The 26,758-nt window shown below is 58.3% G+C and carries 29 protein-coding genes; 9 read left to right on the top strand and 20 right to left on the bottom strand.

Translation table 11 applies throughout. The features are described from left to right. Nucleotides 1-611 (top strand): FGGY-family carbohydrate kinase (locus tag Q1A00_RS14515; RefSeq protein WP_299757494.1); only part of this gene is annotated, 611 nt, incomplete at its 5' end. A 197-nt stretch (nt 612-808) separates the two neighbouring features. On the opposite strand, the gene Q1A00_RS14510 is transcribed toward Q1A00_RS14515, so the two are convergent. The 5 genes from Q1A00_RS14510 to Q1A00_RS14490 form a co-directional block, all read right to left on the bottom strand. Next, nucleotides 809-2,302 (bottom strand): cryptochrome/photolyase family protein, encoded by a 1,494-nt coding sequence (locus Q1A00_RS14510; RefSeq protein WP_298406862.1) that lies wholly within the window; start codon nt 2,300-2,302, stop codon nt 809-811. A gap of 154 nt (nt 2,303-2,456) precedes the next feature. Continuing rightward, a complete protein-coding gene (locus Q1A00_RS14505; protein WP_299645299.1) occupies nt 2,457-2,903 on the bottom strand; it encodes a hypothetical protein in 447 nt (148 codons plus the stop codon). A gap of 341 nt (nt 2,904-3,244) precedes the next feature. After that, nucleotides 3,245-3,601 carry a nucleotidyltransferase domain-containing protein gene (locus Q1A00_RS14500; RefSeq protein WP_299645298.1) on the bottom strand — a complete coding sequence of 119 codons (357 nt, stop codon included), beginning with the start codon at nt 3,599-3,601 and terminating at the stop codon, nt 3,245-3,247. Then, nucleotides 3,598-3,816 (bottom strand): hypothetical protein, encoded by a 219-nt coding sequence (locus tag Q1A00_RS14495; protein WP_366144825.1) that lies wholly within the window; start codon nt 3,814-3,816, stop codon nt 3,598-3,600. Before Q1A00_RS14495 ends, Q1A00_RS14500 begins: the two co-directional genes overlap by 4 nt. Nucleotides 3,817-3,861: 45 nt before the next feature. Next, on the bottom strand, nt 3,862-4,038 hold the full coding sequence (locus tag Q1A00_RS14490) for a hypothetical protein (RefSeq protein ID WP_298482063.1): 177 nt from the start codon (nt 4,036-4,038) through the stop codon (nt 3,862-3,864). Between the two features lie 206 nt (nt 4,039-4,244). Here Q1A00_RS14490 and Q1A00_RS14485 point away from each other — a divergent pair, with 206 nt between their 5' ends. From Q1A00_RS14485 to Q1A00_RS14460, 6 genes are all read left to right on the top strand, one after another. Further along, a complete protein-coding gene (locus tag Q1A00_RS14485; RefSeq protein ID WP_299757488.1) occupies nt 4,245-6,689 on the top strand; it encodes a glycoside hydrolase family 31 protein in 2,445 nt (814 codons plus the stop codon). A 523-nt stretch (nt 6,690-7,212) separates the two neighbouring features. Beyond that, entirely contained in the window at nt 7,213-7,464 is a 252-nt protein-coding gene (locus Q1A00_RS14480) for a hypothetical protein (protein ID WP_298489969.1), read from the top strand. A gap of 637 nt (nt 7,465-8,101) precedes the next feature. Continuing rightward, nucleotides 8,102-8,476 carry a DUF3592 domain-containing protein gene (locus Q1A00_RS14475; protein ID WP_298406880.1) on the top strand — a complete coding sequence of 125 codons (375 nt, stop codon included), beginning with the start codon at nt 8,102-8,104 and terminating at the stop codon, nt 8,474-8,476. A gap of 13 nt (nt 8,477-8,489) precedes the next feature. Further along, the gene (locus Q1A00_RS14470) at nt 8,490-9,287 is read left to right on the top strand and encodes an endo alpha-1,4 polygalactosaminidase (protein ID WP_298406883.1); all 798 of its coding nucleotides are present in this window, start codon (nt 8,490-8,492) and stop codon (nt 9,285-9,287) included. A 187-nt stretch (nt 9,288-9,474) separates the two neighbouring features. After that, on the top strand, nt 9,475-10,005 hold the full coding sequence (trxA, locus tag Q1A00_RS14465; RefSeq protein ID WP_298406885.1) for a thioredoxin: 531 nt from the start codon (nt 9,475-9,477) through the stop codon (nt 10,003-10,005). After that, a complete protein-coding gene (locus tag Q1A00_RS14460) occupies nt 10,002-10,385 on the top strand; it encodes a NifB/NifX family molybdenum-iron cluster-binding protein (protein WP_298406888.1) in 384 nt (127 codons plus the stop codon). Before trxA ends, Q1A00_RS14460 begins: the two co-directional genes overlap by 4 nt. A 556-nt stretch (nt 10,386-10,941) precedes the next feature. Here the strand turns inward: Q1A00_RS14460 and Q1A00_RS14455 are convergent. The 9 genes from Q1A00_RS14455 to Q1A00_RS14420 form a co-directional block, all read right to left on the bottom strand. After that, complete coding sequence (locus Q1A00_RS14455) at nt 10,942-11,223, bottom strand: hypothetical protein (protein ID WP_298482059.1); 282 nt, start codon at nt 11,221-11,223, stop codon at nt 10,942-10,944. 45 nt (nt 11,224-11,268) lie between these two features. After that, entirely contained in the window at nt 11,269-11,943 is a 675-nt protein-coding gene (locus Q1A00_RS14450) for a hypothetical protein (RefSeq protein WP_298482057.1), read from the bottom strand. Nucleotides 11,944-12,000: 57 nt separating this feature from the next. Continuing rightward, nucleotides 12,001-12,165 carry a glycosyltransferase family 39 protein gene (locus Q1A00_RS18490; protein ID WP_366144827.1) on the bottom strand — a complete coding sequence of 55 codons (165 nt, stop codon included), beginning with the start codon at nt 12,163-12,165 and terminating at the stop codon, nt 12,001-12,003. Further along, nucleotides 12,093-12,665 carry a glycosyltransferase family 39 protein gene (locus tag Q1A00_RS14445; protein ID WP_298489971.1) on the bottom strand — a complete coding sequence of 191 codons (573 nt, stop codon included), beginning with the start codon at nt 12,663-12,665 and terminating at the stop codon, nt 12,093-12,095. The genes Q1A00_RS18490 and Q1A00_RS14445 overlap by 73 nt, the downstream gene beginning before the upstream one ends. A 522-nt stretch (nt 12,666-13,187) precedes the next feature. Next, nucleotides 13,188-14,762 (bottom strand): YbaK/EbsC family protein, encoded by a 1,575-nt coding sequence (locus Q1A00_RS14440; RefSeq protein WP_299757480.1) that lies wholly within the window; start codon nt 14,760-14,762, stop codon nt 13,188-13,190. A gap of 116 nt (nt 14,763-14,878) precedes the next feature. After that, nucleotides 14,879-15,736, bottom strand: coding sequence for a DUF72 domain-containing protein (locus tag Q1A00_RS14435; RefSeq protein ID WP_298482052.1), 858 nt, complete (start codon nt 15,734-15,736; stop codon nt 14,879-14,881). Between the two features lie 173 nt (nt 15,737-15,909). After that, a complete protein-coding gene (gene pruA / locus Q1A00_RS14430) occupies nt 15,910-17,475 on the bottom strand; it encodes an L-glutamate gamma-semialdehyde dehydrogenase (protein WP_299757477.1) in 1,566 nt (521 codons plus the stop codon). 521 nt (nt 17,476-17,996) lie between these two features. Then, nucleotides 17,997-19,730, bottom strand: coding sequence for a long-chain fatty acid--CoA ligase (locus Q1A00_RS14425; RefSeq protein ID WP_298408563.1), 1,734 nt, complete (start codon nt 19,728-19,730; stop codon nt 17,997-17,999). Between the two features lie 103 nt (nt 19,731-19,833). After that, entirely contained in the window at nt 19,834-20,004 is a 171-nt protein-coding gene (locus Q1A00_RS14420; protein ID WP_156525280.1) for a hypothetical protein, read from the bottom strand. A 200-nt stretch (nt 20,005-20,204) separates the two neighbouring features. Between Q1A00_RS14420 and Q1A00_RS14415 the strand changes: the two genes are divergently transcribed. Then, a complete protein-coding gene (locus tag Q1A00_RS14415) occupies nt 20,205-21,245 on the top strand; it encodes a tagatose 1,6-diphosphate aldolase (RefSeq protein WP_298408554.1) in 1,041 nt (346 codons plus the stop codon). A 318-nt stretch (nt 21,246-21,563) separates the two neighbouring features. Here the strand turns inward: Q1A00_RS14415 and Q1A00_RS14410 are convergent, their stop codons facing one another. From Q1A00_RS14410 to Q1A00_RS14385, 6 genes are all read right to left on the bottom strand, one after another. Then, entirely contained in the window at nt 21,564-21,818 is a 255-nt protein-coding gene (locus tag Q1A00_RS14410; RefSeq protein WP_299757473.1) for a hypothetical protein, read from the bottom strand. Between the two features lie 218 nt (nt 21,819-22,036). Beyond that, a complete protein-coding gene (locus tag Q1A00_RS14405; RefSeq protein WP_298408531.1) occupies nt 22,037-22,780 on the bottom strand; it encodes a glutamine amidotransferase in 744 nt (247 codons plus the stop codon). Further along, the gene (locus Q1A00_RS14400; protein ID WP_298408529.1) at nt 22,777-24,045 is read right to left on the bottom strand and encodes a glutamate-5-semialdehyde dehydrogenase; all 1,269 of its coding nucleotides are present in this window, start codon (nt 24,043-24,045) and stop codon (nt 22,777-22,779) included. The genes Q1A00_RS14405 and Q1A00_RS14400 overlap by 4 nt, the downstream gene beginning before the upstream one ends. Then, nucleotides 24,038-24,373, bottom strand: coding sequence for a hypothetical protein (locus tag Q1A00_RS14395; RefSeq protein WP_298408521.1), 336 nt, complete (start codon nt 24,371-24,373; stop codon nt 24,038-24,040). The genes Q1A00_RS14400 and Q1A00_RS14395 overlap by 8 nt, the downstream gene beginning before the upstream one ends. Before the next feature lie 197 nt (nt 24,374-24,570). After that, on the bottom strand, nt 24,571-25,065 hold the full coding sequence (locus tag Q1A00_RS14390) for a DUF1772 domain-containing protein (protein WP_298408518.1): 495 nt from the start codon (nt 25,063-25,065) through the stop codon (nt 24,571-24,573). Between the two features lie 214 nt (nt 25,066-25,279). Beyond that, complete coding sequence (locus tag Q1A00_RS14385; protein WP_299645289.1) at nt 25,280-25,549, bottom strand: hypothetical protein; 270 nt, start codon at nt 25,547-25,549, stop codon at nt 25,280-25,282. Between the two features lie 64 nt (nt 25,550-25,613). Between Q1A00_RS14385 and Q1A00_RS14380 the strand changes: the two genes are divergently transcribed. Then, entirely contained in the window at nt 25,614-26,552 is a 939-nt protein-coding gene (locus Q1A00_RS14380; protein WP_298408513.1) for an AraC family transcriptional regulator, read from the top strand. Nucleotides 26,553-26,758: the final 206 nt, after the last annotated feature.

Here is a 26,758-nt window from a genome sequence, read left to right as displayed (position 1 = left end):
ATGCGGCCCGCCAACTGAATGTCACGAACGAAGGCGGTGTGTATGGTACGATCCGCTTGCTCAAGAATGTGAGCGGGTTGTGGCTGTTACAAGAGTGCCAACGGCGCTGGCAGGAAGAGGGGTTGCTCCTGACGTGGGATGCGATTGTCGCGCAAGCCGCCGTTGCATCGCCGCGCCGCTCGCTAATCGATCCCGACGCACCCGAATTTCTCGCCGTCGGTGATATGCCGGCCCGCATTCGCGACTATTGCCGGCGTACCGGTCAACCGGTGCCGGAAACAGTTGGCGAGATTGTGCGCTGCTGTCTCGATAGTCTTGCCCTGCGCTACCAGCAGGTGATTGATGCACTGGCCGATCTGACTGGCCAGACCATCACTACCGTGCGGATCGTTGGCGGCGGTAGCCAAAATGCGCTGCTCTGCCAATTAACCGCCAATGCTTGCCGGCGTCCGGTGGTGGCCGGCCCTACCGAAGGTACGGCATTGGGCAATATTCTGGTGCAAGCGATTGCGATGGGCTATCTGCCCGATCTGGCGACCGCACGGCAAGTGGCCGCCGCTTCGGTCACGCAGCAACGCTACGAACCGCAGGCGGCAAATCTGTCGCCCTAGTCTCCATTGTGTGCTATCGGGTGTATGACGGACTGCGGCGGTTAAACAACTGCACACTAAGCAGCATTATCGCTTCCCAGTCTCTGTTCACCAGTAGGATGGGTTGCTAAGGTAAGGCGTGTGAACGTGCTTAACTAGCGATTGAGGCAGTTTGACTTCCGCACGCTAGGTATGGATGTTGCTGCCGAATTTCCCGACTACAACTCCGCCATCCGTTCCAATAGCTCGTGTGCCTGCGCCACAATCGCCTCGCGCTCGGTAACGCTGAGCCGGCTGAGACCTAACACTGCCGGGCCAAGCCGTGGATTAGCGCGCAGGCGCGCTTCGTGCGTGATGAGAAAGTTCCAGTAGAGCGTGTTGAACGGGCAGGCGCGCGGCCCGACCCGCGCTTTGCGGTCGTAGAAACATCCCTTGCAGTAGTCGCTCATCTTGTCGATGTAAGTGGCGCTGGCAATATACGGCTTCGTCGCCGTGCGTCCGCCGTCGGCGTTCAACCCCATCCCAATCACATTCGGTGTTACGACCCACTCATAAGCGTCAACATAACATTCGAGAAACCAGTTGTTGACCGCTTGCGGGCGAATACCGGCTAGCAGCGCAAAATTGCAGAGTACCATTAATCGTTCGATATGATGGCAGTACCCGCTGCGCAATACGCGACCGATCACGCAGTTCAGGCAACGCATGCGGGTTTGGCCCGTCCAGTACCATTCCGGCAATGGTCGCTCTGCCTCCCACGCATTGGCCTGCAATAGGTCGGGCATCAGTTCCCAATAACGGTAGTAGATATATTCGCGCCAGCCAATAATTTGGCGTACAAAGCCTTCAACGGAAGCAAGCGGTGCGTGGCCGCGTTGATAGGCGTCAACCGCTGCTTGCGCCGTTTCTAGCGGATCAAGCAGGCCAATGTTGAGCAAGGGCGAGAGGTGGGAATGGAAGAGCAGCTCGTGCTCGCTACTCATCGCATCTTCAAACGGGCCGAAGTCTGGTAACCGATGGGTTATGAAATCGTCGAGCGCGGCTAATGCCTGTGCCCGCGTTACCGGTAGATCAAACTCGTCAGCCGAGCCAATTGCGTTCGGGCAAGCAATCGCGAGATCAGCGATGGTTTGGCGCGTGATTGCATCGGGAGCGAAGCGCGCTGCTGGTGGCACTGGCCGACCGTCGTAGCGGCGGCGGTTTTCATGGTCGAGGTTCCATACGCCGCCGGTTGGTTCGCCGTCCGGTTCGATCAATAAGCCGGTCTGCCGGCGCATTGCCCGGTAAAACGGCTCCATCAGCCCCGGTGGGCGAGCGGGTGGATAGCGTTCGACCAAAAAGAGGGTGTTGGGCAAGATGGTGACGGCAATGCCGAGTTCGGCTGCCAGACTCTGTTGGAACTGGCGAGTGGTGTATTCAGCAGCAGCAACGCAGATGAGGTGGCGAATGCCAAACGTGGCGACGTGCTCGCGTAGACCACTGAGAAAATCCGATGCGGTGCGCAGATCGACCTCGTAGCCGGCGGCGCGCAATTCGGCGGCATAGTGGCGCATGGCGCTGATAATCAGCACGAGTTTGCGGCGGTGGTAAGGGCGTTGGTTAAGGCGGGCTAACGACTCGATCAGTACGACCCGGCGGCCTGTAGCTAAAGCGGGGTGATTTGGGCTGAGCTGATCGCCGAGAATCCAGACCGATTCAGAGAGAGGTGTCATAAGCGGTCGGTTGAGTGGGTAGCATCAAGACGAAGAGGTGGCAAAGGCGCAGAGGATGATAAATGCCAAGGGACAAAGGACGCCAAGTAGCGCAAGGGTTGGATCATAAACCTCTGTGTCCTCTGCAGTAAAAAGATGGCCACAGTCTTTTGTGCTACTGGCGGAAAAGCCGGTCGAGTGCAGCGTTCCACGCCTTCATCCGTTCCGGGTCGCCACCAACGTCGGGGTGATGGAGCCGGGCCATCGCTTTGCGGATCGCGTTCACTTCGTCTTCGCTAATGTGACCAGCCAACGAACTAATATCAATCGTCGCACTGGGGCGTGGTTCTTCGTGGAGCGAGGCTTCGAGCCGTTGGGCGCGGGCGCGCCACATATCGCGCTCGTGGCAGAGGAGCGTATTTTCGCGCATCGTCTCGGTGAGCGTTTCGACCATCTTGGCATGGGCGCGCTGCGCTTCTTGCGCGGCGGCCATAGTCTTTTCTAGTTGGCGGCGCAGCGAACGGATCAACGCTTGCGCTTCAGCTAATTCGCGGCGCAAGCGTTCTAGCTCGCGTTGGGTGCAGCCGTTGCTGGTTGGTGTCAACTCATCCGAGGTTAACACGCCCGACTCCTCATACCTGTTTGACTTCTCTGTCTCTAGTATAGCGCAATTTGCAATTGCGCTAGGGCAGCGTCGATGTAACTATTATACTGCATAAACCAATCGATAACTTTTGCTAGGGCCGGATTGTTGTCATTGCGCAGGTTCATCGCGATATGTCCCCCAAAAACGCGGTAAGGGTCGCGGGGCCTTGCCGCCGCGACCCTTCATACATGTGGCAACGGCCACTTGCCGGTGGCCGTAGGGGGATTATGGGGAGCAACAGTGAGGATTGGGAGGATACATGTCGAGCGATGTCTGTTGCTCCATCGCTCGACCTGTGAAAAGTATAGCAAGCAAGGTTACGGTTGGGTATCCGCCTTAAGACTGATTTGCGAACGTTCCTGCACGACGACGTATGCGTGCTCGATCTCGCGCCGGAACGAGTCTGGAATGCGCGCCCAATCCATTACGTCTACCCGAATAGGAAGATCGCTCTCGATAAATGCCTCGATCAGATCAGATATCCGCTCGCACGGTTGCAGAAGGTCGCGCGGGTTTCGCACCACGAGATCGAGATCGCTCGCAGCATACGCGCCGCCGGTCACCCGGCTGCCATATGCCCATACGTCGTAATCGGGCACATATTGGTGAAGAATGGCGCACACTTTGGTCAAATAACGCTCCGGCAAATCAAGATGATATTGCACACGTATCATTCTTCCTCTTCAAGCATTGTGCCGGTGCGCAATCGCTTGGCCAAGGCCCGCGCGTCACGAATGAAATCCGGCAAGATCGCGAGTGTTGCTTGGACGAAATCTTCGCCGTGGTTATGGGCGGTGTGGTTGCGGTTGGCGCGATAGGCAAACCAACGCTCGACTTCCGCGATTGAGAGCAGGCTGTGTTGAGCGGCGAAGCGCGACAGCTCTTTCACTGGTGTTGCGTCGAGTTTGCGGCTGCTATGACCAAAGTCGCGCAATCACCGCCGGAGCAGCTTGAACGAGACCTCTTGCGCTAGCTCGCAGCCTTTGATGATGGCGAGCCGGAAAATCTCTTCCTCAACTGCATCTCGTTCAGCTACTGCCTGTTGATAGTGAGCTAGCGCCGATTCGAGAGCGCGTAGCGTGTTGTCGAGATGTTCGGTGTTAATGGCCATGGTTAGCCTTTTTTGGCGCAGGCTGGTCTGTCGATCACTGTCACATATTTAGCGCTTAGCCAGCGTTGGTGGCGGCGCGATAGCTCTGTTTGCCAATACTATACCCCCTTGTATTCATTGGGCCGGTATGTTCCCAATACCTGCCTTGCGCCGCTATGCTACAATCGGATGTTGATGCCGTTGTTGTGAACTGTGAGGAGTCTGCCATGACGCAAGCCCCGGCGCGGGTGGGGTTGACTGACACCCGCTATTTTATGCCGCTGTCTCGCCTCGGAGCAGTGCAGCTCATTGAGCGCGGTGTGCTCGCGGCGCTCGACCACGAGTGGTTGCGGGTTGAGTTTATCCGTGATGATATTGTGCGGTTCAAGATCAGTCGCGGCGGCAGTTTTGACGAACATCCAACCTACGCGGTCTGCGCTGATTTGAACGCAGCGCCAGTGCCGTCTTTTACGGTGACGGAAACCGATGCCACTGTCGTGCTTCGACATGCGCGCCTTGAGGTGGTGATTGGGCGCAATCCGTTGACGCTGACGGTTCGTCGTAGCGATGGCAGTCTGGTGTTGGCGACTGCGCTCGGTCACGATGGGTTGCCGTGGGCGTATGCCACGCTGAATGATGCCTTCGCCTTTCACCGTGTCTGCGCGCGCGAAGATGCCTTCTTGGGGTTGGGTGAAAAGACGGGCCGGCTGAATCGCAAGGGACGCGATTTTATTCTGTGGAACAACGACGTGCTCAGTCCGCAAGGGGAGGCCGAATTCGCTGCCGGGCGCGATCCATCCGATCCGCGCACAAAAAATACCAGCACCGAGTTCGACCCCTATTACGTCTCGATCCCCTTCTTCTACCATCTTGACGAGCAGGGCAACGCGGCTGGCTTTTTCCTTGACAACAGCTATCGCCTGCACGTTGATTTTTCTCCTGCCGAAACCTACGGTATCTGCGCGTTGGGTGGCCAATACACCGAATACGTCTTCGCCGGGCCGCAGATGGCCGAGATTCTGGAAGGGTTTACGTGGTTGACCGGGCGGCTGGCGCCGCCGCCGATCTGGGCTTTGGGCTATCACCAGTGTCGCTGGCATCGCTACAGCCAAGCGGAGGTGCTTGCCTTGGCTGCGCGCTATCGCGAGCGCGGCATTCCCTGCGACGCGCTCTGGCTCGATATTGAACACATGGACGGCTACCGCGTCTTTACGTGGAACCGGGCGCTGTTTCCGGATCCGGCGGCGCTGGCGGCTCAGTTGGGCGAGCAGGGGTTTCGCTTGATCACTATCGTCGATCCGGGGGTGAAGGTCGATCCGCAGTTTGCGCTCTACGAAGAAGGGCGGGCCAACGATCTCTTTTGCCGCACGGCCAGCGGTGATCGCTACATCGGGCAGGTATGGCCGGGCCGTACCGCCTTCCCCGATTTCGTCAAGCCAGAGACGCGGGCGTGGTGGGGGAAGCTCACCGCCGAGCATGCGCGTTTGGGTATTGCCGGCATCTGGAACGACATGAACGAGCCGGCTACCGGTGATATTCCGCCCTACGCGATGCGCTTCAACGGCGGGCGCGAGCCACACGAGCGTTATCATAACCAATACGCGCTGTTGATGGCAATGGCGACGGTTGAGGGACTGGCGGAAGCGTTTCCTAATCAGCGCACATTCGTGTTATCGCGGGCCGGCTTCGCCGGTATCCAGCGCTATGCCGCTAACTGGATGGGTGACAACTGCGCGCGCTGGGATCATCTCTGGCTGAGTATGCCGATGGCGATGGGGATGGGGCTATCGGGGCAGGCATTTGTCGGCGCCGACATTGGCGGTTTTGCCGGTGATACCCAACCCGAACTGTTTGCCCGTTGGATGCAGTGCGCGGCGCTGACCGCTTTCTGCCGTAACCACAGCGCCTACGGCCACATTGACCAATACGCTTGGTCGTTTGGCCCGGCGATCGAGCGGATTGCCCGCGACGCGATCGTCTTGCGCTATCGCTTGCTGCCCTACCTCGCTACCGCCTTTATGCGCGCCGTTGAAATCGGCGAACCAGTGCAGCAGCCACTCGTGTTTGCCTACCAGACTGACCGGCTGACCCGCGAGATTGACGACCAATTTCTTGTGGGGCGCGATCTGCTGGTCGCGCCGGTCTACGCGCCACAGGCAACCGCGCGCCAGCTCTATTTGCCGGCGGGGGAGTGGTACGATTGGCAGAGCGACACATGGTATGTCGGCGAGCAATTTATTGTTACCGCAGCCCCGCTCGACCGCATCCCGCTGTTTGCCCGCGCCGGCGCGGTGATTCCGCTCTGGCCGGAAGCGCCGGTCTCGACGATGGGGTATTATCCGCCGACTATCGAACTGCACCTCTTTGTGCCGCAGCGCGATGGCGTCTACACGTCAGAGCTGCATGAAGACGATGGCCTCACCTTCGATTTCCGGCATGGCGCGTACTACCGCACCACCTTCTGGGTCGAACGGCGCGGACAGCAGCTCTTGCTGCGCGCTGCTGTGGACGGTCATGGTTTTGCCGCCTTTACCCGCGAGACGTTCACGCTGGTGATTCATGGTGCGCAGCCGGCAACGGTCACGATTGATGGTGTGGCCTACCCGCTGACCAATGGCCGGGTAACGTTTGCCAATCGTGGGCAGGGGTTTGTGGCGGTGTGCGCGATCTAAATTGATCTGCGGGTTGCCTACGCTAGAGTATAGCGGAGACAACCCGCAGGTGGGATAATTCTGTGTATGGTGTGTGCTACCATGGTGGGCAGATTGGCTAACGTTACAATGACCATAGTCTCCTGCGCGGTATGTTGCAGAATCGGCTTGGACTGCTGTCAACGTTACCGATTTGGTGTCGAGAGGATATTCCTTTACAATGGGTAGAAGCTTGGTGCTCTATGCTGGCTAAACCTATATTGGTATGCATTGCGATGTTTCGGCGCGTGCTCTAGGTTGACCTTATCGAACGCAAACCAGTTGCTGGTTCAGCAAAAAGCTGGCGAACTCTTTTCCCTGCTTTTGAGCTTAACCGGCAGCGTGTTTTGATGAATCTGCTAGTGGTAGTGCCGCATCCAGCAGCAATGTATCGGTGCGGCAAACAATACCTGCATATTATGAACGTGTATAGAGATGGGATCAGCGGGATGTTGACGCCGGATGCTATCGAGATCCAACTAGCAACGCACTATGGAAGTTAGCGTTGGCGAATCCTTTCTATTACTGGACACCACGAGGTAAACGACGAGCGCAGGGTGGGCAGTGGCAGCACTTGCTCGTCCAAACCGACAGCACGCTTGTTGCGCTGACAACGGCCATCCAAGCCGTCGACGACTCGGTTGATGAGACACGTCCCTTGATCGACACGCAGGCCAATGTTACTACGCGCGAATCGCGCACCATCACCTCTTCCCAGCCAGCGCTTCGTTCGGCGCAGGCCAGTTCACATCATTGATGCCACTTTGGTGGCCTTGATCTCGCTGCCACTCATCAAGCTATGCAGATACGATCGTTCACGATCCCGTAGCCGGTCACTAGCCGATTTTTTTCGTAGTCTTGATCCGATTGCCACCTCACTGGCCGTGATGGAGGAGTCCTTACTTGCGTCTTCAGTTGACCACCACTGGTGATGCAATTGATAAGATTGCTGGCGACATCACCGCTCTTCGCGGCAGCCTTGATCAGGCTTAGCAAGTGATTGGGCAATGCGAATACGTGGTCGCCACGCTGCATTCAGAAAGTGAAGTCTGCGTAACAAAGCCTTCCTGCGCTGCTTAATCAAATGGCATGGTTCTGTCCATGGCCTTAGCGTGGCTCGGCTTAACCCACATCGGCTGGCTCGTGCAAGGTCTTGAGATGCTTGGATCAGCGTTTGCCGGCTCGAAACGAGAGACGGCTACGCATTGCCGAGGATTTATACGTATAAGAAAGGTAACATACGGGATGTTGCACCATCGATGCTGAGCAATTGCGTGAACCTCTACCGGGTAGCGCGTGACTAACATATTCAGAGCGCTGCATAACCTCGTCTTAATCTTCGTTTGCTACGATAGCCAGCGCTAGGCAATCGCTCAACTACTACGAGGTGATCTATGGCGTTGTTTCTGCTTGTGGTGGGGTTTTTCATGCTCTTGTTCGCTGGTTTTGTCTTTTACCAAGGCAATCACTTGGGGCATTATATTGAAACTCAAGGCACCGTGATAGATCTAAAGGTCGACGAAGAAGGCGCGGCGGCGCCAGTGGTGCGCCTTATTACGCAGAACGGTCAGGAAGTGATCTTCACCGGGAAGACGGCTTCCAACCCTCCCGCCCATACCGTTGGTCAAATCGTCACTGTCCGCTACTCACCTAACCGCCCCGACCAAGCGAGTATCAAGGGCGAAGGCAACCTATTTCTGATCGTCTTTGGAGTGGTGGGCGCCATTCTGTTCGGGTTGGGAATGGTAGCGTTGGTGCTGGGCTGGTGAGGCGGCGGTGGTTGTGAGAGTTATTATCTTGCTCCTGCTGCTCGTTGCCGGTTGCGCGCCGTTACCGGTAACTGCACCCACCTCTACGCCGCCGGCGCGGTTGTCGCGGCAAGCACGTTGGCAAATTCAATACACCGGTACGTTGCAGATCGATGTGAATGTAGACGTGTTCAACGTCGATCTCTTTGACACGCCGTCCGAGACCATCGCCCTGCTGCGCCGGCGCGGCGTGTTTGTGATGTGTTATTTCAGCGCCGGCTCGTATGAAGATTGGCGGCCTGACGCCGCGCTCTTTCCGCCAGCAGTGTTGGGTAACGAGATGGCTGGCTGGCCCGGCGAGAAGTGGTTAGATATCCGACAGATCGATGTGTTGGCACCGATCATGCAGGCCCGGCTTGAGCTTGCGGTCAGTAAGGGGTGTGATGGCGTCGATCCCGATAATGTGAATGGGTATGCCAACGATACCGGCTTCCCGTTGACCGCCGCCGATCAGGAACACTACAACATCTTTCTCGCCGAAGCAGCCCATCAACGTGGCTTGTTGATCGGTTTGAAGAACGATCTCGATCAAATTCCTGTCTTAGTTTCCTATTTTGATTGGGCGCTCAATGAAGAGTGCTTTTCGTACCACGAGTGTGACTTGCTGTTGCCCTTCTTGCACGCTGGCAAGCCGGTGTTTGTGATTGAGTATGAGCTGGAACCGGCAGTGTTTTGCCCGCAGGCGCTGGCTATGAATGTCAATGCGTTACATAAGCATTGGCAACTCGATGCCTACCGGGTTGATTGCCGTGAGTGGCCGGTAAGGTCGTAACGTTTGCGCAGCTCTCGTGCTGGTTTTGTCTTGCGACATACGCATAGTTGATGTGGAATGCGGCAGTTTAACTGCCGCATTCCCTATTAAGGATGAAGGCAGTGTAACATCAGAGCGGCATTGCGCATCTTCCTTGGCAGAGGGTTGACCGGTACATGTTCTGCCGGTAACGATGAAGGAGCCTGTGATGAATCTTGCCGAATTTCAAACCCAATTGCGCGCGTATACCCAGCCGGTGGTGGTGGATTTTTGGGCGCCGTGGTGTATGCCGTGCCGGGTGACGCGGCCCATTTTGAAGCGGCTGGCGCAGGAATATCAGGGGAAGGTGGCACTCTGGGAGATTAACGCCGAAGATCATCCTGACCTGTTGCGCGAGTTGAAGATTTTTGGCATCCCGACCCTGATTGCGTTTCGCGATGGCCAAGAGATTTCGCGCCATATTGGCGCTAAGCCAGAGCGCGATCTGAACGAGATGTTTCGCCTGCTCTCGGAAGGCAAGACGCCGCCGCGCCTGAAGCCGGTTGAGCGCCTGCTGCGGATTGCGATCGCGTTAGTACTGGTGGCGCTGGCTTTTGCGACGGGTGGCGGTTGGCCGTTGTATGTGCTGGCCGGTCTCGTCTTCTTTAGCGCCGTCTATGATCGTTGTCCGGTGTGGAAAGCGATTACCGGGTGGGTGCAAGATATCGCCAGCAAGCAGAACTCGGGGAGGGCTTCGTGAAAATCGCCTTTGCCACCGATGACCATCAGACAATTAGCCCGCATCTTGGCCGAGCCCAATGGTATGAGGTGGTGACGATTGAGCAAGGGCAGGTGGTGAGCCGGGAGGCGCGCCCGAAAGGCCGGCACTATCATCAGGAAGGCGAAGTGCACGAGCATCACCGCCATTGTCACCACGGCTCGCACCACTGGTTGATGGAAGCCGTGCCTGATTGCCAGATGGTGGTGGCCCGCGGTATGGGCGAACCGGCCTTTCAGGGGGTGCAAGCTGCCGGCATTCAGGCGATCTGTACGCCTTTACGCACGATTGATGATGCGGTACAGGCGTATATCAACGGTACCCTGACCCACCATCCTGAGCGGGTGCATCGCCGGCATTGAGCGTGGCGCAGTGGCGCAGCATTGGATCATTACGCGGGCCTCCTCCTCGCTGGGGTGAGGGAGTTTGACGTAAAGCCGTAAAGGTCGTAAAGATCGCGCAGGGGTGGGAATGGGCGAGAGTGGGCGTAGCTTTCCTTACTCATATCTCCCCTTCCCCAGCGGAGAGGCCGGAGGGCCGCTCGATCGCGTACCCCGATGGTGCGATTGCGGGGCAGACCACCATCCCAACTATCGTTACGCTTTAGCGTTGTCCTCACAGCGGGGGTGAGGCATCTCATTTCCTCACACATTCATACCACACCCGCGTCCTTTCGCGGAACCCTGCGACCGGCGCGCAATGGGTTTGCAGCCACGCACTGATCTGATTGCTCTGTGCGCGCCCGCCGAAGAGTATGTAACGCAACCGACCTGCTGCGACTAGTTCCGCAAGCCCTTCAGCCTCAATCACCGGATCACTGCCGCTAAACCCTCCTCTGTACAATACCGGCCTGCCGGTCGCCAGCACCAGTGGCGCACCAATTTGCGCGCTAGGCACAGCGACGAGATAGTCAATGCCTTAAGTGTGGGCTTGCAAGAAGGCCAGCAATGTGCTGGGATTGGCGGCCTGATCGGGCGGGTGTTGGTTGGGGAAGGCCGGCGCCTCAGCCGGCGCCGAGAGATCCGTGCCGAACTGTGATCCGCCATACGCACCCGGCAGTGCCACATCCGGGTTTTGCTTGGCCACGGTGAGCACTGACCATGCTAGTGGGGTGATGAGCATGGCGACAACCAGAAAGGCATATGCTGCCACGAACGCCATCTGCCGCAGCCACCAGCGCCCCATTAGCAGAGCGATCAAACCGCTGGCCAGCCCAATTGCCGCGAGCCGCAGCCACCACGCATCTTATCCGTATTGCCTCGCCAGCCACCATTGGAAGGCGAGCGTGCCGGCAGCCGCTAACGCCAGTGTCCACTGCACCCAACCCTGTTCCCGTTTGCGCCACCAGACTGCTACCCCGCTGCCGATCACCGCTGCTAGCGGCGCAGCTAACATGATCAGGTAGTAATCGTGGAAGAAGTTGGCGACGCTGAAGAAGACCAGTCCAATTAAGAGCCAGCCGCCCCAGAGTATGACTGCCTGATGCTCGGCAGCTAATGGCCGTGACGGGTGCGCGGTAATGGTTAGTCCGATCAAGCAGACTAACCCAAAGGGCAATAGCCAGCTTAGCTCTTTGGCTAACGGCGGCACGAACAAGCGGATGGCTGACGGCGTGCCGATCTCTTGCGCGAATATGTCATCGCTTGGGCGACTTGCTGGTGGGAAGGGTGGCCCACCGCCTACACCCGGCGGCGGTTGGGCAAAAGGAGGATACGGAGGATTATCCGGCGATTGGTTTGGGTGGTAGCTACTGGAATCGGTGATGCCTGCCGGCGGTGCGCCCGACGCATTGCGCTGCATCCCCAGCAGACGGTTGATCCTGTTATAGCCGATCATCAACTCGACCACGCTATTGCGCTGGCTGCCGCCGACGTAAGGACGGGCGCTGGCCGGCGTTAGATCGACAATGATGGCCCACAATAGCGACGCCGTTAGCAGCAAGACGGTCGTGACGCCAAGCTGGAAGATCTTCTGCCGCTATGGTTTACTTGTGCCAAAGAAATAGAGGGCGTAGAGTGCAGGCAGCGGTAAAAACACTTGCAGCATCTTGATATTAAACCCCAATCCCATCAGCCCGCCGCCAAGCAACAGCCAGCGCAGCTTACCGTTCTCGGTGGCCGTGATGAATGACCACGTTGCCAACAGCAGCGTAAAAACCAGCTCCCATCCATCGTGTTATTGCGATCGGTACCGATCACCACTGGCGTGATCGCAAGAACGGTGGCGGCGACGAGACCGGCTAGCGTCCCCGTGTGGCGCTTGACCAGTGTATACAGCAGCGGAATGCCAAAGATACCGGCGAGGATGTTGGGCAAGCTGACTGCAAACCCGTTCACACCCAACGCCAGCGCAAAAGTAGCCTCAATCCACAAGCCAAGCGGCGGCTTATCAACCGTCACCGAACTACCCGGTTCGGCAGCGACAAAGAAGAAGTTATGCCACGATTGCAGCATCGACTTGACCGCCGCCGTATAGTACGCATTGGCGTCGCCAATTGCTTGGATATTGGAGAAGTGCAAGCTGGCGGAGAGCGCCATCAGCGCCAGCAGCACGGCGCGGTTGAAGGTCAGCCCGTGCTGGCGTGGCCGTTCCAGCCACGAAGCGGGTTCAGGCAACGGTTGGATGGCGGTTGAAGAGTTCATGAGGACATACCCTCTAATCTCTATGCACCAAACTCTGCTCGTTCTTGATGAGCGACGTGGTTCGGCATGTCATACCCATACTCGCTCGCTGCCGTTGCAATGTGGGGGTGTTTGGGAATTAAACGGTTGGATCAGCGACCTCAATCGTTATAGACCGCCAACGCGCGCTCCGTTCACCCCGCCAGCTCATGAGAGCGCTTGATCATCAGTCCCGAGGTCGGCTGGCTGGCGCGCATTTTGAATGACACCTTTGTCGATTCGCTCAGCACCATTGCCGGGCAGAATCAAATCGGGCTGCTCCTATTGGGAGCAGGATAGCGCCAAAATGCAGGAGTTCGTCACGTCAGCGCAGAAATGCCCCTCTGCGCAAGCTTGACACTGCTTATCACTAGCAGAACGAGGCTTGTTGGCGGTATTGAGCAACTTGTAGCATTGCCAGCAGCTTGGGCTGGTCTGGCATAAGCTGTCAGGCTTCGCGCCCGTCTGCCGATGCTCGTACCTGATGTCGAGATGATCATCAGTTTACGCAGAATCTCTGCCCTGCAACCACGCTACCACCTTTGCCCGTGCGATCACCGTCGCTTGAGCCTCGGTGCGTCGGCGCACTTCGACCTGCCCGGCGGCCAGCAGTTTTTCGCTCACCACCACCCGCCACGGCGCACCGATCAGATCGGCGTCGTTTAACTTCACCCCCGCCCGCTCGTCGCGGTCGTCGAGCAGCACTGCCAACCCGGCGGCGCGCAATTCGCCGGCTAGTTCTTGCCCTGCGGCTGCCACTGCTTCACCCCGGCCTAACGTGACCAGATGCGCATCCACCGGCGCGATGGCCGCTGGCCAAACGATGCCGCGTTCGTCGTGGTGCTGCTCGACGGCGAGGTGCAGCAGCGGTTCGAGGTCGAGTTCGATTCCAGCAAGGTGCAATGACCGGTTTTGACCATCAGCGTCTTGCACTAGTAGATCTGTAGGTTGCGGTTCGCTGATCGCGCCGATGACTGCGCCGCGCCCTTCGCTGCGCGTCGCGCCGCAGCGTGGACAAGCGTCGCCGGCGGCGGCTTGAGCGATGTCAGCGACAATCGTCGCTTGCCAGTCGCGCCCGTAAACCACGTCGCGCAGATGGTAGCCGGGCCGGTTCGCGCCGGCGACCAGTGGCGCGCCGTTGCTAACGCTCAGATCGGCCACCACCAGCACCTCGCGCAACCCTACTGGCGAAGCGTAACCGGGCGTCGCGCCGCAGGCTTGAATCTGCTCAGCGCTGGCCGGCACAAGGTCGCCGGCATCGATCGCCGCAGCTAGCTTGGTCAAACTCGCTTCGCGGTCGCCGCGCACTACGGCGAACACCAGCCGTTGCCTGCGCTGGTCGTAAAAGAAGAGGGCCTTGGCCGTGGCAGCTGTCGGGATGCCGAGATATTCGGCCAGCGCCGCGATCGTATTCGTGCCGGGCGTCTCGACCAGACTCATCGCTGGCGTTGGGCCGGTGTAGGGTGGCGGTGGCGCCAATGGGGCCAGTTCGAGCGGCGCACGCCAGCCGCATGTCGGGCAATCGAGGGTGGCTTGCGGTGCGGCTTGGCTGTCAACGATAAGCGTGGTTGCGCCGGTGGCAAGCAAGGCGTCAGCAATGTTGCCAAGCCCGCACTGGTGCAACGCTTCGCCAAGCTGCGCGCGGGCAGCAGTGAGCAAGCTCTGCGTCTGCGCTGCATCAAGCGCCAGCGCCGCCCAGCTCAGTGTAGCCGACACCGGCAAATCCAGCAAGGTGGAACGGCTGCGAGCCGGTCGCTTCCGCCGCCGCCAACTCCAGATCGTCTGCGGCAATTGCCGGTACGAGTCGATGTCACGCCGGGCCAGCGCAATAATCGTCTTTAGCCATGGTTCGACGGTGGTGGTTGGCAGCGTCACCTCTTGCGCGCCGCCAGCGTGCATTGCTGCGGTCAGATGCGTTGCCAAACGCCGCAGCGCCGCGCTGCCCAACGGCAACAACGCCGGCGCGCCGTCGTTCAGTGTGCGCAGGATGCCGGCTCGCCATAACAATTGTTCTGCTACTGAAGTGGCTTCGGCGGGCGCTTGGCGCAACGTGCGCCCAAACAAGCTGGTAAGATGCATCAGTGTCGCTCCATCCATTCAGTCAGTGCAGGTATTGCCCGCGCAGCGCTCGCCGGGGGAAGTCGACGCATACGTCGTCCCGATGTTATTACTGCGTCGCCTTGGAATGCGTCAACTTACCCAAACAACCCCAACTGCTCTGGTGCTTCAGGTGAACGATCCCCCGCTGCGGTCACTGGCGCTCCCAACCCACGTAGCCGGGCCGCGATCTGGCGGCACAGATGCGGCGATTGCGTTTCGTCAGGGCAGTGCATAAACAGGTAGATGTTGGAGTCGGTCGCGACCCATTCGGCGATCCGCGCTGCCCATTCATCTAAAAAGGGCGCATTGCGCGCCAGATCGGGATGGCCAATGTAGCGCACCAGTGTTGGCCCGCGGCTGCGCAGCGGGCGTAACGGCACGTCAGGCTTGCGCTCACGGGCATCATTTAGTAATACTCCGCCGGGATCGTTCGGGTTCCGGATCGGGCGCACGTCCATGATTACTCGCCCGATCCGGTATCGCTCCAGCAACTCCATTAGCGGCGCTTCCGCCACTGGTAAATACCAGTCGGGGTGGCGCACCTCGATTGCCAGTTCCACTTCGCGCGGCCAACCGGCCACAAACCGCTCGAGATCGGCGCGGCGAGCCGGGCTGTACCCCGGCGGCAATTGCAGAAAGAACGGGCCGCACCGTTCCCCCAACCCTTGCATCCGTTCGACAAAGGCGCGCGCCTGCGACAACTTCTCGGCCAGCGGCCCGGTATGGCTCACCTCGCGCGGCAATTTGCAGCAAAAGCGAAAGCTGGCCGGCGTCTCGGCGACCCACCGCGCTACGGTTGCCGGCGACGGCGTCGCGTAGAAGGTGGTGTTACCTTCCACGGTCGTCAACTGCCGGCTATACAGCTTGAGAAACTCGCTGCTGCGCGTTCCCGGCGGGAATAAGTCGCCTATCCAGCCGGGGTAGGCCCACACCGCGCAACCGATTCTGATCATGGTTGTGCCTTAATATGTTTGTAAACGCAAAGACGCAAAGCTGTTTTGAGAATCTTTCTGCCACACGTGTGCATAGCCCTTCGAGGTTAGCTCTTACCTTCTCAAATCACCCCCACCCCTGCCCCTTTGCGGCACCAGACAGCCGTCCGGCTTTACCGCACCTTTGCTTCGTCCTAGAACCGCTCACTGATTACCTTAGGTTGGGTAAACAACCGCAGATAATCGCTCCCGCCGGCCTTACTGTCGGTGCCCGACATATTGAAGCCGCCGAACGGTTGCACCCCCACCAGCGCGCCGGTACACTTGCGGTTGAAATAGAGATTGCCGACATGGAACTCCTCACGCGCCCGTTCGAGCCGTTCGAGCTTGCGGCTATAGAGGCCGCCGGTCAGACCGTATTCAGTATCGTTCGCGATGGCCAACGCCTCGTCGAAGTTAGCGGCGCGGATGAAGGCCAGCACCGGCCCAAAAATCTCTTCTTGCGCGATACGAGCGTGGGGAGGCACATCGGCAAACACGGTAGGATTGATAAAGAAACCACCGTCTTTCACCAATTCGTGGTCGATCACCTCACCGCCGGCCACCAACCGCCCCTCTTCTTGTCCAATCGCGATATACTGGCTGATCGAATCGAAGGCGCGCTGATCGATCACCGCACCCATATCTGTCTCTGGCTTGGTCGGATTGCCTAGCCGTAACGCTTTGGCTTTCTCAATCACCCGCTGCAACACCTGATCGTAGACCTGATCAACCACAATTGCCCGCGAACAGGCGCTGCATTTTTGGCCTTGGAACCCAAAGGCGCTCACAACAATCCCGGTTGCCGCCGCCTCAAGATCGGCTGTCTCATCGACGATAATGGCATCTTTCCCGCCCATCTCAAGGATCGGACGCTTAAGCCAATTTTGGCCGGGTTGGCGTATGGCGGCGCGCTGCTGGATGCGCAGGCCGACATTCTTTGAGCCGGTGAAGCCGATGAAGCGCACTAGCGGGTGGTCGACCAGAAAATCACCGATCACCGCATCTTCGCCGGTGACGAGATTGACGACTCCCGGCGGCAAGCCAGCCTCTTCCAAAATCTGCACCAGCAAGTTCGCCATTACCGGCGCACGCGGCGACGGCTTGAGCACCACCGTATTCCCAACCACAATCGGCGCCACCGTCAGCGTTGTTGCAATCGCGAGGGGGAAATTCCACGGCGGAATCGCTAACCCCGGCCCCAGCGGAATATAGCGCAACTCGTTAAATTCGCCGGGGTAGGGCACGAGCGGTTGTCGTTCACCTTGGAGTATCAACGCCTGCCGCGCGTACCACTCGCAAAAATCGATCGCCTCGGCTACATCAGCATCGGCTTCGACCCAATTCTTGCTCACCTCGTACATCATCCACGCCGCCAGTTCCTCTTTCCGTCGGCGCATAATCGCCGCTGCGCGTAACAAGACCTGCGCCCGCGCGCTCACCGGTGTGCGCGACCAAGTGCGGAAGGCGGCGTCAGCCGCGAGTACTGCCTGATGGGCCTGCTCTTGCGAGGCGCTGCTGGCGTAGCCGACCACCTTCTTCGGCTCAGCCGGGTTGATCGAAGCAAGCTTGCGCTCGGTCACGATGTGTTCGCCGCCGATCACCAGCGGATATGTCGCGCCCTGTTGTCCAGCGACGTGCCGGATCGCCCGCTGCATCGCCGCGCGCCGGTCGCCGCTGTCAAAATTGCCAAACGGTTCGTTTTGAAAAGGGGTCAGCATATTCTTCTCCTTGCCGCTGTAGGCCTGCCATCACTGCTCATTGTAGCAGGGAAACGGACGAGCCGCGCTAAACATCATTCCTTGCCTGCCGAGAGCTGGGGAAGGGCCGAAGGTGAAGGCCAATGACATAGCTGCAGAGGCGGCAAAGGCGTAGTAGAGCCGGACAGCCGTCTAGTTTCGCACAGGCGTGAAACACCAAGGCGTAAAGAGCGCAAAGGGTTGGGAATGAGGAGGCGGGAGCGAGGCCCTTTTCCTATTCCTCACACCCTTCTCCTGATCTCCCCTCCTCTAGCGGGGGAAGGGGCCGGGGGTGGAGGCATCTTCTCCCAGCGAGAGGGGGCAAGGGGGAAAGGGCCATCAGCCCGCGCAGCGGGCTTAGTACGGATAGCCCGGCCCTTGAGGGCCGGGTGCCGTAAAAAGACGCAAAATGCACAACAATAGTTTGTTTTTGAGAGTGTTCGTGGCTATCCAACCCAACCCCCTCTTCTGCCACGCGGGAGAGGGGGTTGGGATAACCCACTTTACGCAGTCGCCATCGCCGCCTTCTGTTTGGCCTTTTCTTCCTCGACCAGCACACGGCGCAACACCTTGCCGACCAGCGTCTTAGGCAGCTCGGTGCGGAACTCAACCTCGCGTGGTACCTTATACGGGGCAAGGTGCAACTTGCAGAACTCCTTAATCTCTTCAACGGTCGGCTGCTCACCCGGCTTTGGCACAACAAACGCCTTCACCGTATCATCGCCACGCTGTGGATGCGGAATGCCGACGACCACTGCTTCCATCACCTTGGGGTGCATAAAGAGCACTTCCTCGACATCGCGCGGCAGCACCTTCAAACCGCCGACGTTGATCATATCCTTCTTGCGGTCAACGATATAGAAGTAGCCGTCCTTATCCACGCGCGCAATATCGCCAGTGTGCAGCCAGCCATCGGCATCGATCGTCTGCGCCGTCTCCTCAGGCCGTTGCCAATAGCCCTTCATCACCTGCGGCCCACGCACGCACAGCTCGCCGGTTGCATCGCTGCCCGGTTCAATCTCCTTGCCAGTGTCAAGATCAATCACCTTTGCCTCGGTATCGGGCAGCGGGATGCCAATGCTACCGGCACGACGCTCGCCAAAGACCGGATTGCAATGCGTCACCGGGCTGGCCTCGGTCATGCCGAAGCCTTCGACGAGACGGCCACCGGTCAGTTGGCCGAACTTCTCTTGCACGTCCATCGGCAGCGGCGCCGATCCACTGATACATGCCTTTACGCTGCGCAGGTCGTACTCGTTGACCTTCGGGTGGTTAATAATGCCGATGTACATCGCCGGTACGCCGGGGAAGAGCGTGCAGCGCTCGCGCTGGATAACTTTCATTACATTGTCGATCGGGCGCGGGCTGGGCACGATCACAATCTCGGCCCCGATGTGGATGCTGTACATCATCGCCACGGTCATCCCGTAGACGTGGAAGAAGGGGATGGCTGCCATCATCTTCTCACCACCGGGCTCACCACGAGTCAACCACGCTGCTACTTGTACCGTGTTAGCAATGAGATTCCGGTGGGTCAGCATCGCCGCTTTGGGCAGGCCGGTGGTGCCGCCGGTGTATTGGAACAGGGCGACATCATCGGGCTTGATATTGACTTTGGGCGGCGTCGGGCCGTACTTCTCGAGCAGGTGCTGAAAGAAGAAGATGTCCTGCTCAGGCATGACATCAACCCATTCCGGTGTCTTCTTTTGCGCACTCTTCACCAGCAGATTCGAGGGGAAGCCGAGCGTATCAAAGATATGGGCCACGATCACCCGCTTGACCGGCGTTTCCGCGCGCACCTCACGCAAGCGCGGCCAGAACAGGTTCAGTAACACGATCGTTTCAGCGCCCGAGTCATGCAGTTGGTGCTGCAATTCGCGCCCGGTGTAGGTTGGATTGGTGTTGACCACGATCGCGCCGAGCCGCATACAGGCAAAGAAGGTGATAATGTAATGCGGCGAGTTGGGCAACATCACCGCCACCCGATCCCCTTTGCGCACACCGAGCTGGTAAAGCGCCGTCGCCATCCGGTCAACTTTTTCGTTCAACTGCCGATAGGTGAATTTGCCGCCAATGGTGAATCGCCCGCCCAGCAGATAGCGCAACACAAAATTGGTAGCAGTGTGATCGGCGTAGGTTTTGGCGCTGTTGTTTAACATGTCGCTGAGCGTAATGTCAGGATAAGTCAGCGACTGCGGCACGCTCGGCTCGTAGTACGACAACCAAATCTTGTCCAAATTGCACCTCCTTGTGCGACCTAACGTGATGAAGGGGAATACAATACATTGCTTACCGCTCAGCGGTGAAGGCGATCGCCTTCACCGCGCCGCCGGCCATTGCCTACACATCGTCGCGGAGCCAGCCCCGCTCGCGGGCGATGAACTTGATCGTTGCATCGTCGGGCGGGTACAGTCCGGCTGCTTGATAGGCGTATGCTAACAGTGCCGCGCCGCCGATCAAGCCAATAATCAGACCAAGCAGAAAGGTGAAGACACCGATCACCTGTTTCATACAACCTCCCCGTGTCTCTTCCCATGCACATTGGGGAAATACACTTCGATTGTACCATATTTTACCGGCGTTGGAAGTGAATCGAGTATAATAAAGGTGTTGCCACTCTGCTCCTTCCCAGTCTGTGTACGCAAGCTATTTCCCTTCTGCTAGACGATCACGCTGGTTGTTGCCCGATGATGGAAACAAGGAGTTGTCCAATGGCTAAAGTGAAAATGACGCGGGGCAAGTTTAATGGGATTCAAGCCTGTGCTGACGCCAATGGCATTATTGCAGCGGCGGCGATGGATCAGCGCGGTTCGCTAAAAAAGGCGATTGCAAAAGCGCGTGGTGCAGATGCATCGAACGAAGATCTGACAATGTTCAAGACCGCTGTCACGCGCATTCTCACTCGCTACGCGAGCGCCATTTTGATGGATCCGGAGTACGGCTTGCCGGCGATTGCCCAGCGCGCTCCCGGTACCGGTGTTTTGCTGGCCTACGAGAAGACCGGCTATGACGCTTCGGTTCGTGGTCGCTTGCCCGATCTGCTCGATGTCTGGAGTGTGCGTCGGCTGAAAGAAGCTGGTGCCGATGCGATCAAGATTCTGCTCTACTACAATCCTTTCGATGATCCGGCAATTAACGAGATCAAGCATGCCTTTATCGAGCGGATCGGCGCCGAGTGCGCGGCCAACGATATTCCTTTCTTCCTTGAGCCGATCGCCTACGATGACACGGTTGGCGATGAGAAGAGCTTTGAATTTGCGCTGGTGAAGCCCAAGTATGTCACCGCCTATATGGCCGAGTTCTCGAAGCCGCAGTATGGTGTTGATGTGCTCAAGGTCGAAGTGCCCGTGAATGTGAAGTTTGTTGAGGGGATGCGCGTGTTTAGCGGCCAAAAAGCCTATAGCCGTGAAGAGGCGAAGGAATACTTCCGGCAGGCTGCTGCTGCTGCGTGCAAACCCTTCATCTATCTCAGCGCTGGCGTCTCTGATGAGGTGTTCCGCGAGACGCTCGAGTTGGCTGCCGAAGCTGGAACGCCCTTCGCTGGTGTGTTGTGCGGCCGTGCAACATGGCAAGATGGTATTCCGGTCTATGCCCAGCAGGGGTTGGCGGCACTAGAAGCATGGCTTGAAGATCGCGGCGTGGCCAATATTACCGCGCTGAATGAGACGCTGGCCAAGGGTGCGAAACCGTGGTGGACGATCTACGGCGGTCTGGAGAATATTGAGATTGTTGATCTGCCAGTGGTGAGTTAGTTCCTGCCTCACTTAGCTCCCTTCTCCTCCTAGTGGGAGAAAGGGGTGGACAGAACGCATACGTGTATATGGTTTGCTCTCACCCCTCGCTCCCTCTCTCACCTCACGGTGGGAGAGGGGGCGTACCGTGTCACTGGCTCAGCTATGCACTCGACCGCAAGGAATGATCGCTCCTCGCTTGCAGAGTGGGAGAGGGGATGGGGGTGAGGGCCATCAGCCCGCGCAGCGGGCTTCGTAATGGTAGCCCGGCCCTTTAGAGCCGGGTTGTCTGGTGAATGCAGATGTTCTGTCTGCCCTTGAACCAGCAGGAGAAGGGGGTTACAGTCCCACAATCCCCATTCCACCCCTTCCGGCCCGGCGCAGCCGCTCGATGGTTGACCAGCGCGGCGTCTCAGGAACGCGCGTTGGTTGCAACCCCTGCACTATCAAGCGCATCGAATCGCGCCAGCGCGCCGGTGGTTCAGATGGCATTGCTACGGTCTGCGCCGCCTCTTCAGCCAGTAACAGGGTAATCGCTGCAACCGCCGCCGCAGCTTCTTCTTCGGTTGGCGTGCCAGTGGTCGTGATGAGCATGATGCCGTCTCCTCCAAAGAAACCTTATCGTTCTTCGGTGTAGCTTAACGACAATCCGTTTCCATCCGTCGCACCTGCGTTAATCCGTGCCCATTCCGTCTGCCGCCCTGCATAGCACGTGCCGAAAACGGGAACTTGTTTCGGCGCTACCCCCTCTCACAATAACACCAGCGAGCGGCATGCTACGCCTGATCCGTGTATATCCGTCTCCCATTTCACTAAGTCTGCCCTATTAACCGCTGTACCATCACGCGCTGTGCTGCTAATTCGCGTTCGGCAGGCAACGGCGCTAGTTCGACCTGCGCCCCGTAGCGCCGGCGCAGCGCCAGCCTGATCAAGTGATCGGTCAGTTGCGGATTTTTCGGCAACAACGCACCGTGCAGATAACACCCAAACGTATTGCGGTAGATTGCACCGCCCCAGCCGTCTTGGCCGTTGTCGCCATAGCCGGCTAGTACCTTGCCTAGTGGTTTGACACTTGCCCCGTGGAAGGTGCGCCCGCTGTGGTTCTCAAACCCCACCAATCGCCACGGCCCCCGTCCTAGATCAACCTCGATCACAATGTTGCCGATCATCCGCTGTTTGCCGGCGATGGTATGCACATCCAGCACCCCTAAACCGGGCAGCCGCTCGCCGGTGTGGGTAAGGAAGTAGTGACCGAGCAATTGGTAGCCGCCACAGATTGCCAGCATAACCAGATCGTTCTCCATCGCGGCCCGCAATCCCGGCCCCTGCCGCTCGATCAGATCGGTTGTGATCAGCGTCTGCCCGCTATCTTGACCGCCGCCGAAAAACGCCAGATCGACCGATCCCCAGTCAATCATATCACCGGGATTTACAGGAATAACCTCTAGCTCAATGCCGCGTCGCAGGCAACGTTGGCGCAGGGCGATCACGTTGCCGCGATCGCCATAGACATTCATGTGATCCGGGTAGAGGTGGGCCAAGCGCAATCTGATCATGCTCGCACCAAATAATCTCCCTCGCCGATCCACGTATACGTCGTCAATTCCCGCAATCCCATCGGCCCGCGTGCGTGCAGCCGGTTGGTTGAGATCGCCACTTCAGCCCCCAAGCCGAACTGACCGCCATCGTTGAAGCGGGTACTCGCATTAACAAACACTGCGGTCGCATCGACTTCGCGCGTAAATCGAGCTGCGCTGATCGGATCGCCGGTTAGGATAGCCTCAGAATGACCACCGTACTGGGCGATATGATCGAGCGCCTCGTCAATATCACCCACCACCTTAATCGCCACAATCAGAGCAAGAAACTCGCGCCCAAAATCGGCTGGCTCAGCCGGTTTGATGTTCCATGCTTCATGACCGGGCGCATCCGACAGGATTGCCAGCGCCTCAAGATCACAACGCATCTCGACGCCATGCTGGGCCAATGCCGCAGCGACCATCGGCAAGAAGGCTGTCGCCGCGTCACGATGCACTAGCAGCGTGTCGAGTGCATTGCATGCTCCCGGTCGCTGCACCTTGGCATTCACAATCACCGGCACCGAACGGGCAAAGTCAGCACTCGGCTCGACATAAATATGGCTTACGCCCATCCCGCCGACAATCACCGGCACCGTCGCATTTTCAACGCAGAAGCGGTGCAGGCTAGCGCCACCGCGCGGGATTATCATATCCACATAGCGATCCAGCCGCAGTAACTGCCGCACTAACTCGCGGTCGGGATCGGTAATGCTCTGGACTGCAAACACTGGCAGACCGGCCTCCTTCAAGGCGTCGGCAATAACAGTGGTGGTCGCGGCGACGCTACGCCCAATATCGCTGCCACCGCGTAAGATTACCGCATTACCGGCTTTGAGGCACAACGCAGCAATGTCAACCGTTACATTCGGGCGCGCCTCGTAAATCGCGCCAATCACACCGATCGGTACCCGCCGCTTATACAAGCGCAACCCCGACGGCAACTCGCGCTGATCGAAGATTTCACCTACTGGATCGGGTAACTCCGCTACCTTCCGGCAATCGTCAGCAATCGCTTTCAGCCGCGCTTCGGTCAACAGCATCCGATCGACAATCGCCGGCGGCGTGCCAGCCCGTTCGGCATCAGCCACATCAGCCGCATTCGCGGCCAATATCTCGTTTTGCCGCGCCAGCAGGCCATCGGCAAGCGCATGGAGCGCAGCATTCTTTTGCTCAGTCGCCAGATTTGCCAGCGCACGCGCCGCCTTCTTCGCTCGCCGGCCAATCATCTCTAGATCAATCATCGCGCGAACCTCCCCGCTTGTGTTCATCATAGCGGCGCCGTTCCGATTCCAAGTAGCGCCGGGCGCGATCAAAGCGATCCTCTAACTCGCCGCGCTGGTATGCCTGCCAGAGCAACCATACCGCCGCTAGTGCCAATCCGCCACCCACTACCATGAGCGGTAAGAGCGCTGTCGTAACCATATTTGACGTGGCAATCACCACCATCGCTGCTGCTCCTAACCCAAACGCGAGCCGCCGCCGCGAACCGGCAGCGCTGCGCTGAAATTGTGCTAGGAGCAACACCGCAATGATCAGCGCTACAATGATACGGATGATGTCAGGATTCATGATCGTATTCCTGTGGTATGTGTCTTGGCGGCATTGTACCACGGTCTGCTGGCGTAAGTTGCGCTGTGGTTGGCGAGGGGGGATGCGCATAGTGAATGACTATTCTGCGAGTGGTGGCTGCGAATGGAACACCCGCAGCAATCACATAGAATCAGGATGCGCTGTTGCTGAAAAAGCTAGCGAACGGAAGAATTCATTTATCCGCTCGCCTCTCCCTCTCCAAACGCCGCCCAGATCAACAAGCCAAAACTCACGTAGTTGATCGGCGTCCGGATCGCATTCAATTGATTCCATGCTTCTCGCACTTGTGCCCAATCTGCCGGCGGCGCTGCTTGATCCCACGCCAAGACAGCATTGTTGATCGGCACGTTTAACACGATCGTAAAGACGCCAACCCCAAAAAAGAACAGCGCCCATCCCAATGCTGTGAGTCGCCAATAGGTCGTGTGACGCTGCGACCATAGCCGGATGAGCGGGTACAATGGTAGCCACATCGCTAGATTCGCCACGACGATGACACCTGTTGGAAAGGCGTCGAGCGCCCGAATCAGACCCTGTTCGATATGCGCGTACTCGGTGGCGTTCAGCGTAGCTAGCGTTGGGATCACGCCTTGCTCGAAGGTGTAGAGCAGGCCGGCAAAAAGTCCAACCGCGAAGGTATAAATGAGATGGACGATCCGGATGCTTACCATACAATTGCTCCTGTGGTGTGCTTACCAGAACGGCGGTTCAAAGATTTTGAGCGCCGGAATAATGATCACCAGTATGCCCATTGCGACGCCGACCTGATTGGAACGGCGCGCTAGTGTCTGATACTCGTTGCCTCGAGCATCTTGATTTGCCGGCTGAGCAAGGGGGTGTAGAGGCCATACGCCATTGTCCTCGCCACAAGGGAGAGTGCGATCGCTATCCACAACAATGGTACGACGCTCTTGCCCCTGCAATCATGAGTGTGCTGGTGACGGCCCCAATGAGGTAGCAGGGATTAGCCACGTAGTCATCAATAAACTTGACGCCGTGCGGCGCAAATGGCAAGCTAGCAGGATTGCGCGTACCGCGGGCAATCCAAATGGCATAACTGGCGTTTAAGCCAACCGCTGTCATCGCGGCCAAGATGTGTAGTAAAACCAGCAGGGTGTAGATGAAGGGCTGCGCCCCTTTCGGTGGTGGATGCATCGGCATTTCTCCCCTTAGCAGACGGCTTATACCGAGACTATAATGGAACAATACTGGATGATCTATGTTGATCTATCCGTATATTTTTGCCGATCGTCCACCCATCATGGATACACTCACCTACATCCTCGATACGTTACGCCTCAGCAGCAGTGTCTACTGCCGTTCTGAGCTTGGTTCGCCGTGGGGCTTGCACTTTGCGCCGCACCCATGCGCAGTCTTTCATGTGCTGCATCGCGGTAACGGCTATGTGCGGTTAGCCGGCGATGATACCTTGCTGCCGGTGGGTGAGGGTGATGTGCTGCTCTTACCCGGTGGCGACGAGCATACCCTCTGCGAAACGCCGACCGCGCCCCTTTTCCGTAATCTTGAACTGGATCAGTGGGGAAGCTGCGCATTGATGCGCTGGAGCGATCAACCAACTGCGATCGTGCTGTGCGGGACGTTCGATATTGAGCGACGCGATCTGTTGCCGCTGCTGCAACAGATGCCCCGGATCGTCTATATTCCACATCGCGAAGCAGGCACGTTTGCCAGTGTACTGGCATTGATGGCTGCCGAAGCCGAAGCCGACCGCCCCGGCAAAGAGGTGGTTTTGCGCCGGCTGGCTGATATTCTGTTTATTCAGATCATCCAGCGCTGGGTTGAGTTGCAAGGAGTCGAGCGTTGTGGTTGGCTTGGCGCGCTGCACGATCCGCTGATTGGCAAGGCGCTTGGCCTCATCCATAGCCAGCCCCAGCAGCCATGGACTGTTACTGCGCTAGCGCAGGCCGTGGCTTGTTCGCGATCGGCTTTTGCCGCTCGTTTTTCTGCTCTGACTGGCGAGGGGCCAATCGCTTATCTCACCCGCTGGCGCATGCAACTAGCTGCTCGGTTACTTACCGAACATCCCCATATGCGGGTGAGCGAGATTGCCGAGCGGGTCGGCTATCATTCCGAAGCGGCGTTTAGCAAGGCGTTCAAGCGTGAGGTCGGTGTCGCGCCGCGTCAGTATCGGCGATAAAAGCTGTGAATAGCCACAAAAGGACACAAAAGACGCGAAAATGAGAGTACAAGTTGTGCCTTTTGTGGCTCTCTACAGCTATTCCGCTGGTGCTTCTTGTGTCTCTTGGGGGCTGTTCCAACTCGGCCCGCGCAGCGGGCTTCCCAATCCTATCTCCGTTCCCTGCCGGGCTTGCAGCACCTGCTCACCACATTTGTTACTTGTGG

The sequence above is a fragment of the uncultured Chloroflexus sp. genome (assembly GCF_938091255.1).
Taxonomy (GTDB): Bacteria; Chloroflexota; Chloroflexia; order Chloroflexales; family Chloroflexaceae; genus Chloroflexus.
Note: the sequence above shows the minus strand (reverse complement) of the source record. Positions and strands in the feature narration are given on the sequence as shown.

What these genes read in the sequence shown, in the direction of transcription:
- Q1A00_RS14510 (WP_298406862.1), bottom strand. Translation starts at nt 2,302, where the DNA reads ATGACACCTCTCTCTGAATCGGTCTGGATTCTCGGCGATCAGCTCAGC.
- Q1A00_RS14500 (WP_299645298.1), bottom strand. Translation starts at nt 3,601, where the DNA reads ATGATACGTGTGCAATATCATCTTGATTTGCCGGAGCGTTATTTGACC.
- Q1A00_RS14490 (WP_298482063.1), bottom strand. Translation starts at nt 4,038, where the DNA reads ATGGCCATTAACACCGAACATCTCGACAACACGCTACGCGCTCTCGAA.
- Q1A00_RS14485 (WP_299757488.1), top strand. Translation starts at nt 4,245, where the DNA reads ATGACGCAAGCCCCGGCGCGGGTGGGGTTGACTGACACCCGCTATTTT.
- Q1A00_RS14475 (WP_298406880.1), top strand. Translation starts at nt 8,102, where the DNA reads ATGGCGTTGTTTCTGCTTGTGGTGGGGTTTTTCATGCTCTTGTTCGCT.
- trxA (WP_298406885.1), top strand. Translation starts at nt 9,475, where the DNA reads ATGAATCTTGCCGAATTTCAAACCCAATTGCGCGCGTATACCCAGCCG.
- Q1A00_RS14445 (WP_298489971.1), bottom strand. Translation starts at nt 12,665, where the DNA reads ATGAACTCTTCAACCGCCATCCAACCGTTGCCTGAACCCGCTTCGTGG.
- Q1A00_RS14440 (WP_299757480.1), bottom strand. Translation starts at nt 14,762, where the DNA reads ATGCATCTTACCAGCTTGTTTGGGCGCACGTTGCGCCAAGCGCCCGCC.
- Q1A00_RS14435 (WP_298482052.1), bottom strand. Translation starts at nt 15,736, where the DNA reads ATGATCAGAATCGGTTGCGCGGTGTGGGCCTACCCCGGCTGGATAGGC.
- pruA (WP_299757477.1), bottom strand. Translation starts at nt 17,475, where the DNA reads ATGCTGACCCCTTTTCAAAACGAACCGTTTGGCAATTTTGACAGCGGC.
- Q1A00_RS14420 (WP_156525280.1), bottom strand. Translation starts at nt 20,004, where the DNA reads ATGAAACAGGTGATCGGTGTCTTCACCTTTCTGCTTGGTCTGATTATT.
- Q1A00_RS14415 (WP_298408554.1), top strand. Translation starts at nt 20,205, where the DNA reads ATGGCTAAAGTGAAAATGACGCGGGGCAAGTTTAATGGGATTCAAGCC.
- Q1A00_RS14410 (WP_299757473.1), bottom strand. Translation starts at nt 21,818, where the DNA reads ATGCTCATCACGACCACTGGCACGCCAACCGAAGAAGAAGCTGCGGCG.
- Q1A00_RS14405 (WP_298408531.1), bottom strand. Translation starts at nt 22,780, where the DNA reads ATGATCAGATTGCGCTTGGCCCACCTCTACCCGGATCACATGAATGTC.
- Q1A00_RS14400 (WP_298408529.1), bottom strand. Translation starts at nt 24,045, where the DNA reads ATGATTGATCTAGAGATGATTGGCCGGCGAGCGAAGAAGGCGGCGCGT.
- Q1A00_RS14395 (WP_298408521.1), bottom strand. Translation starts at nt 24,373, where the DNA reads ATGAATCCTGACATCATCCGTATCATTGTAGCGCTGATCATTGCGGTG.
- Q1A00_RS14390 (WP_298408518.1), bottom strand. Translation starts at nt 25,065, where the DNA reads ATGGTAAGCATCCGGATCGTCCATCTCATTTATACCTTCGCGGTTGGA.
- Q1A00_RS14385 (WP_299645289.1), bottom strand. Translation starts at nt 25,549, where the DNA reads ATGCATCCACCACCGAAAGGGGCGCAGCCCTTCATCTACACCCTGCTG.
- Q1A00_RS14380 (WP_298408513.1), top strand. Translation starts at nt 25,614, where the DNA reads ATGTTGATCTATCCGTATATTTTTGCCGATCGTCCACCCATCATGGAT.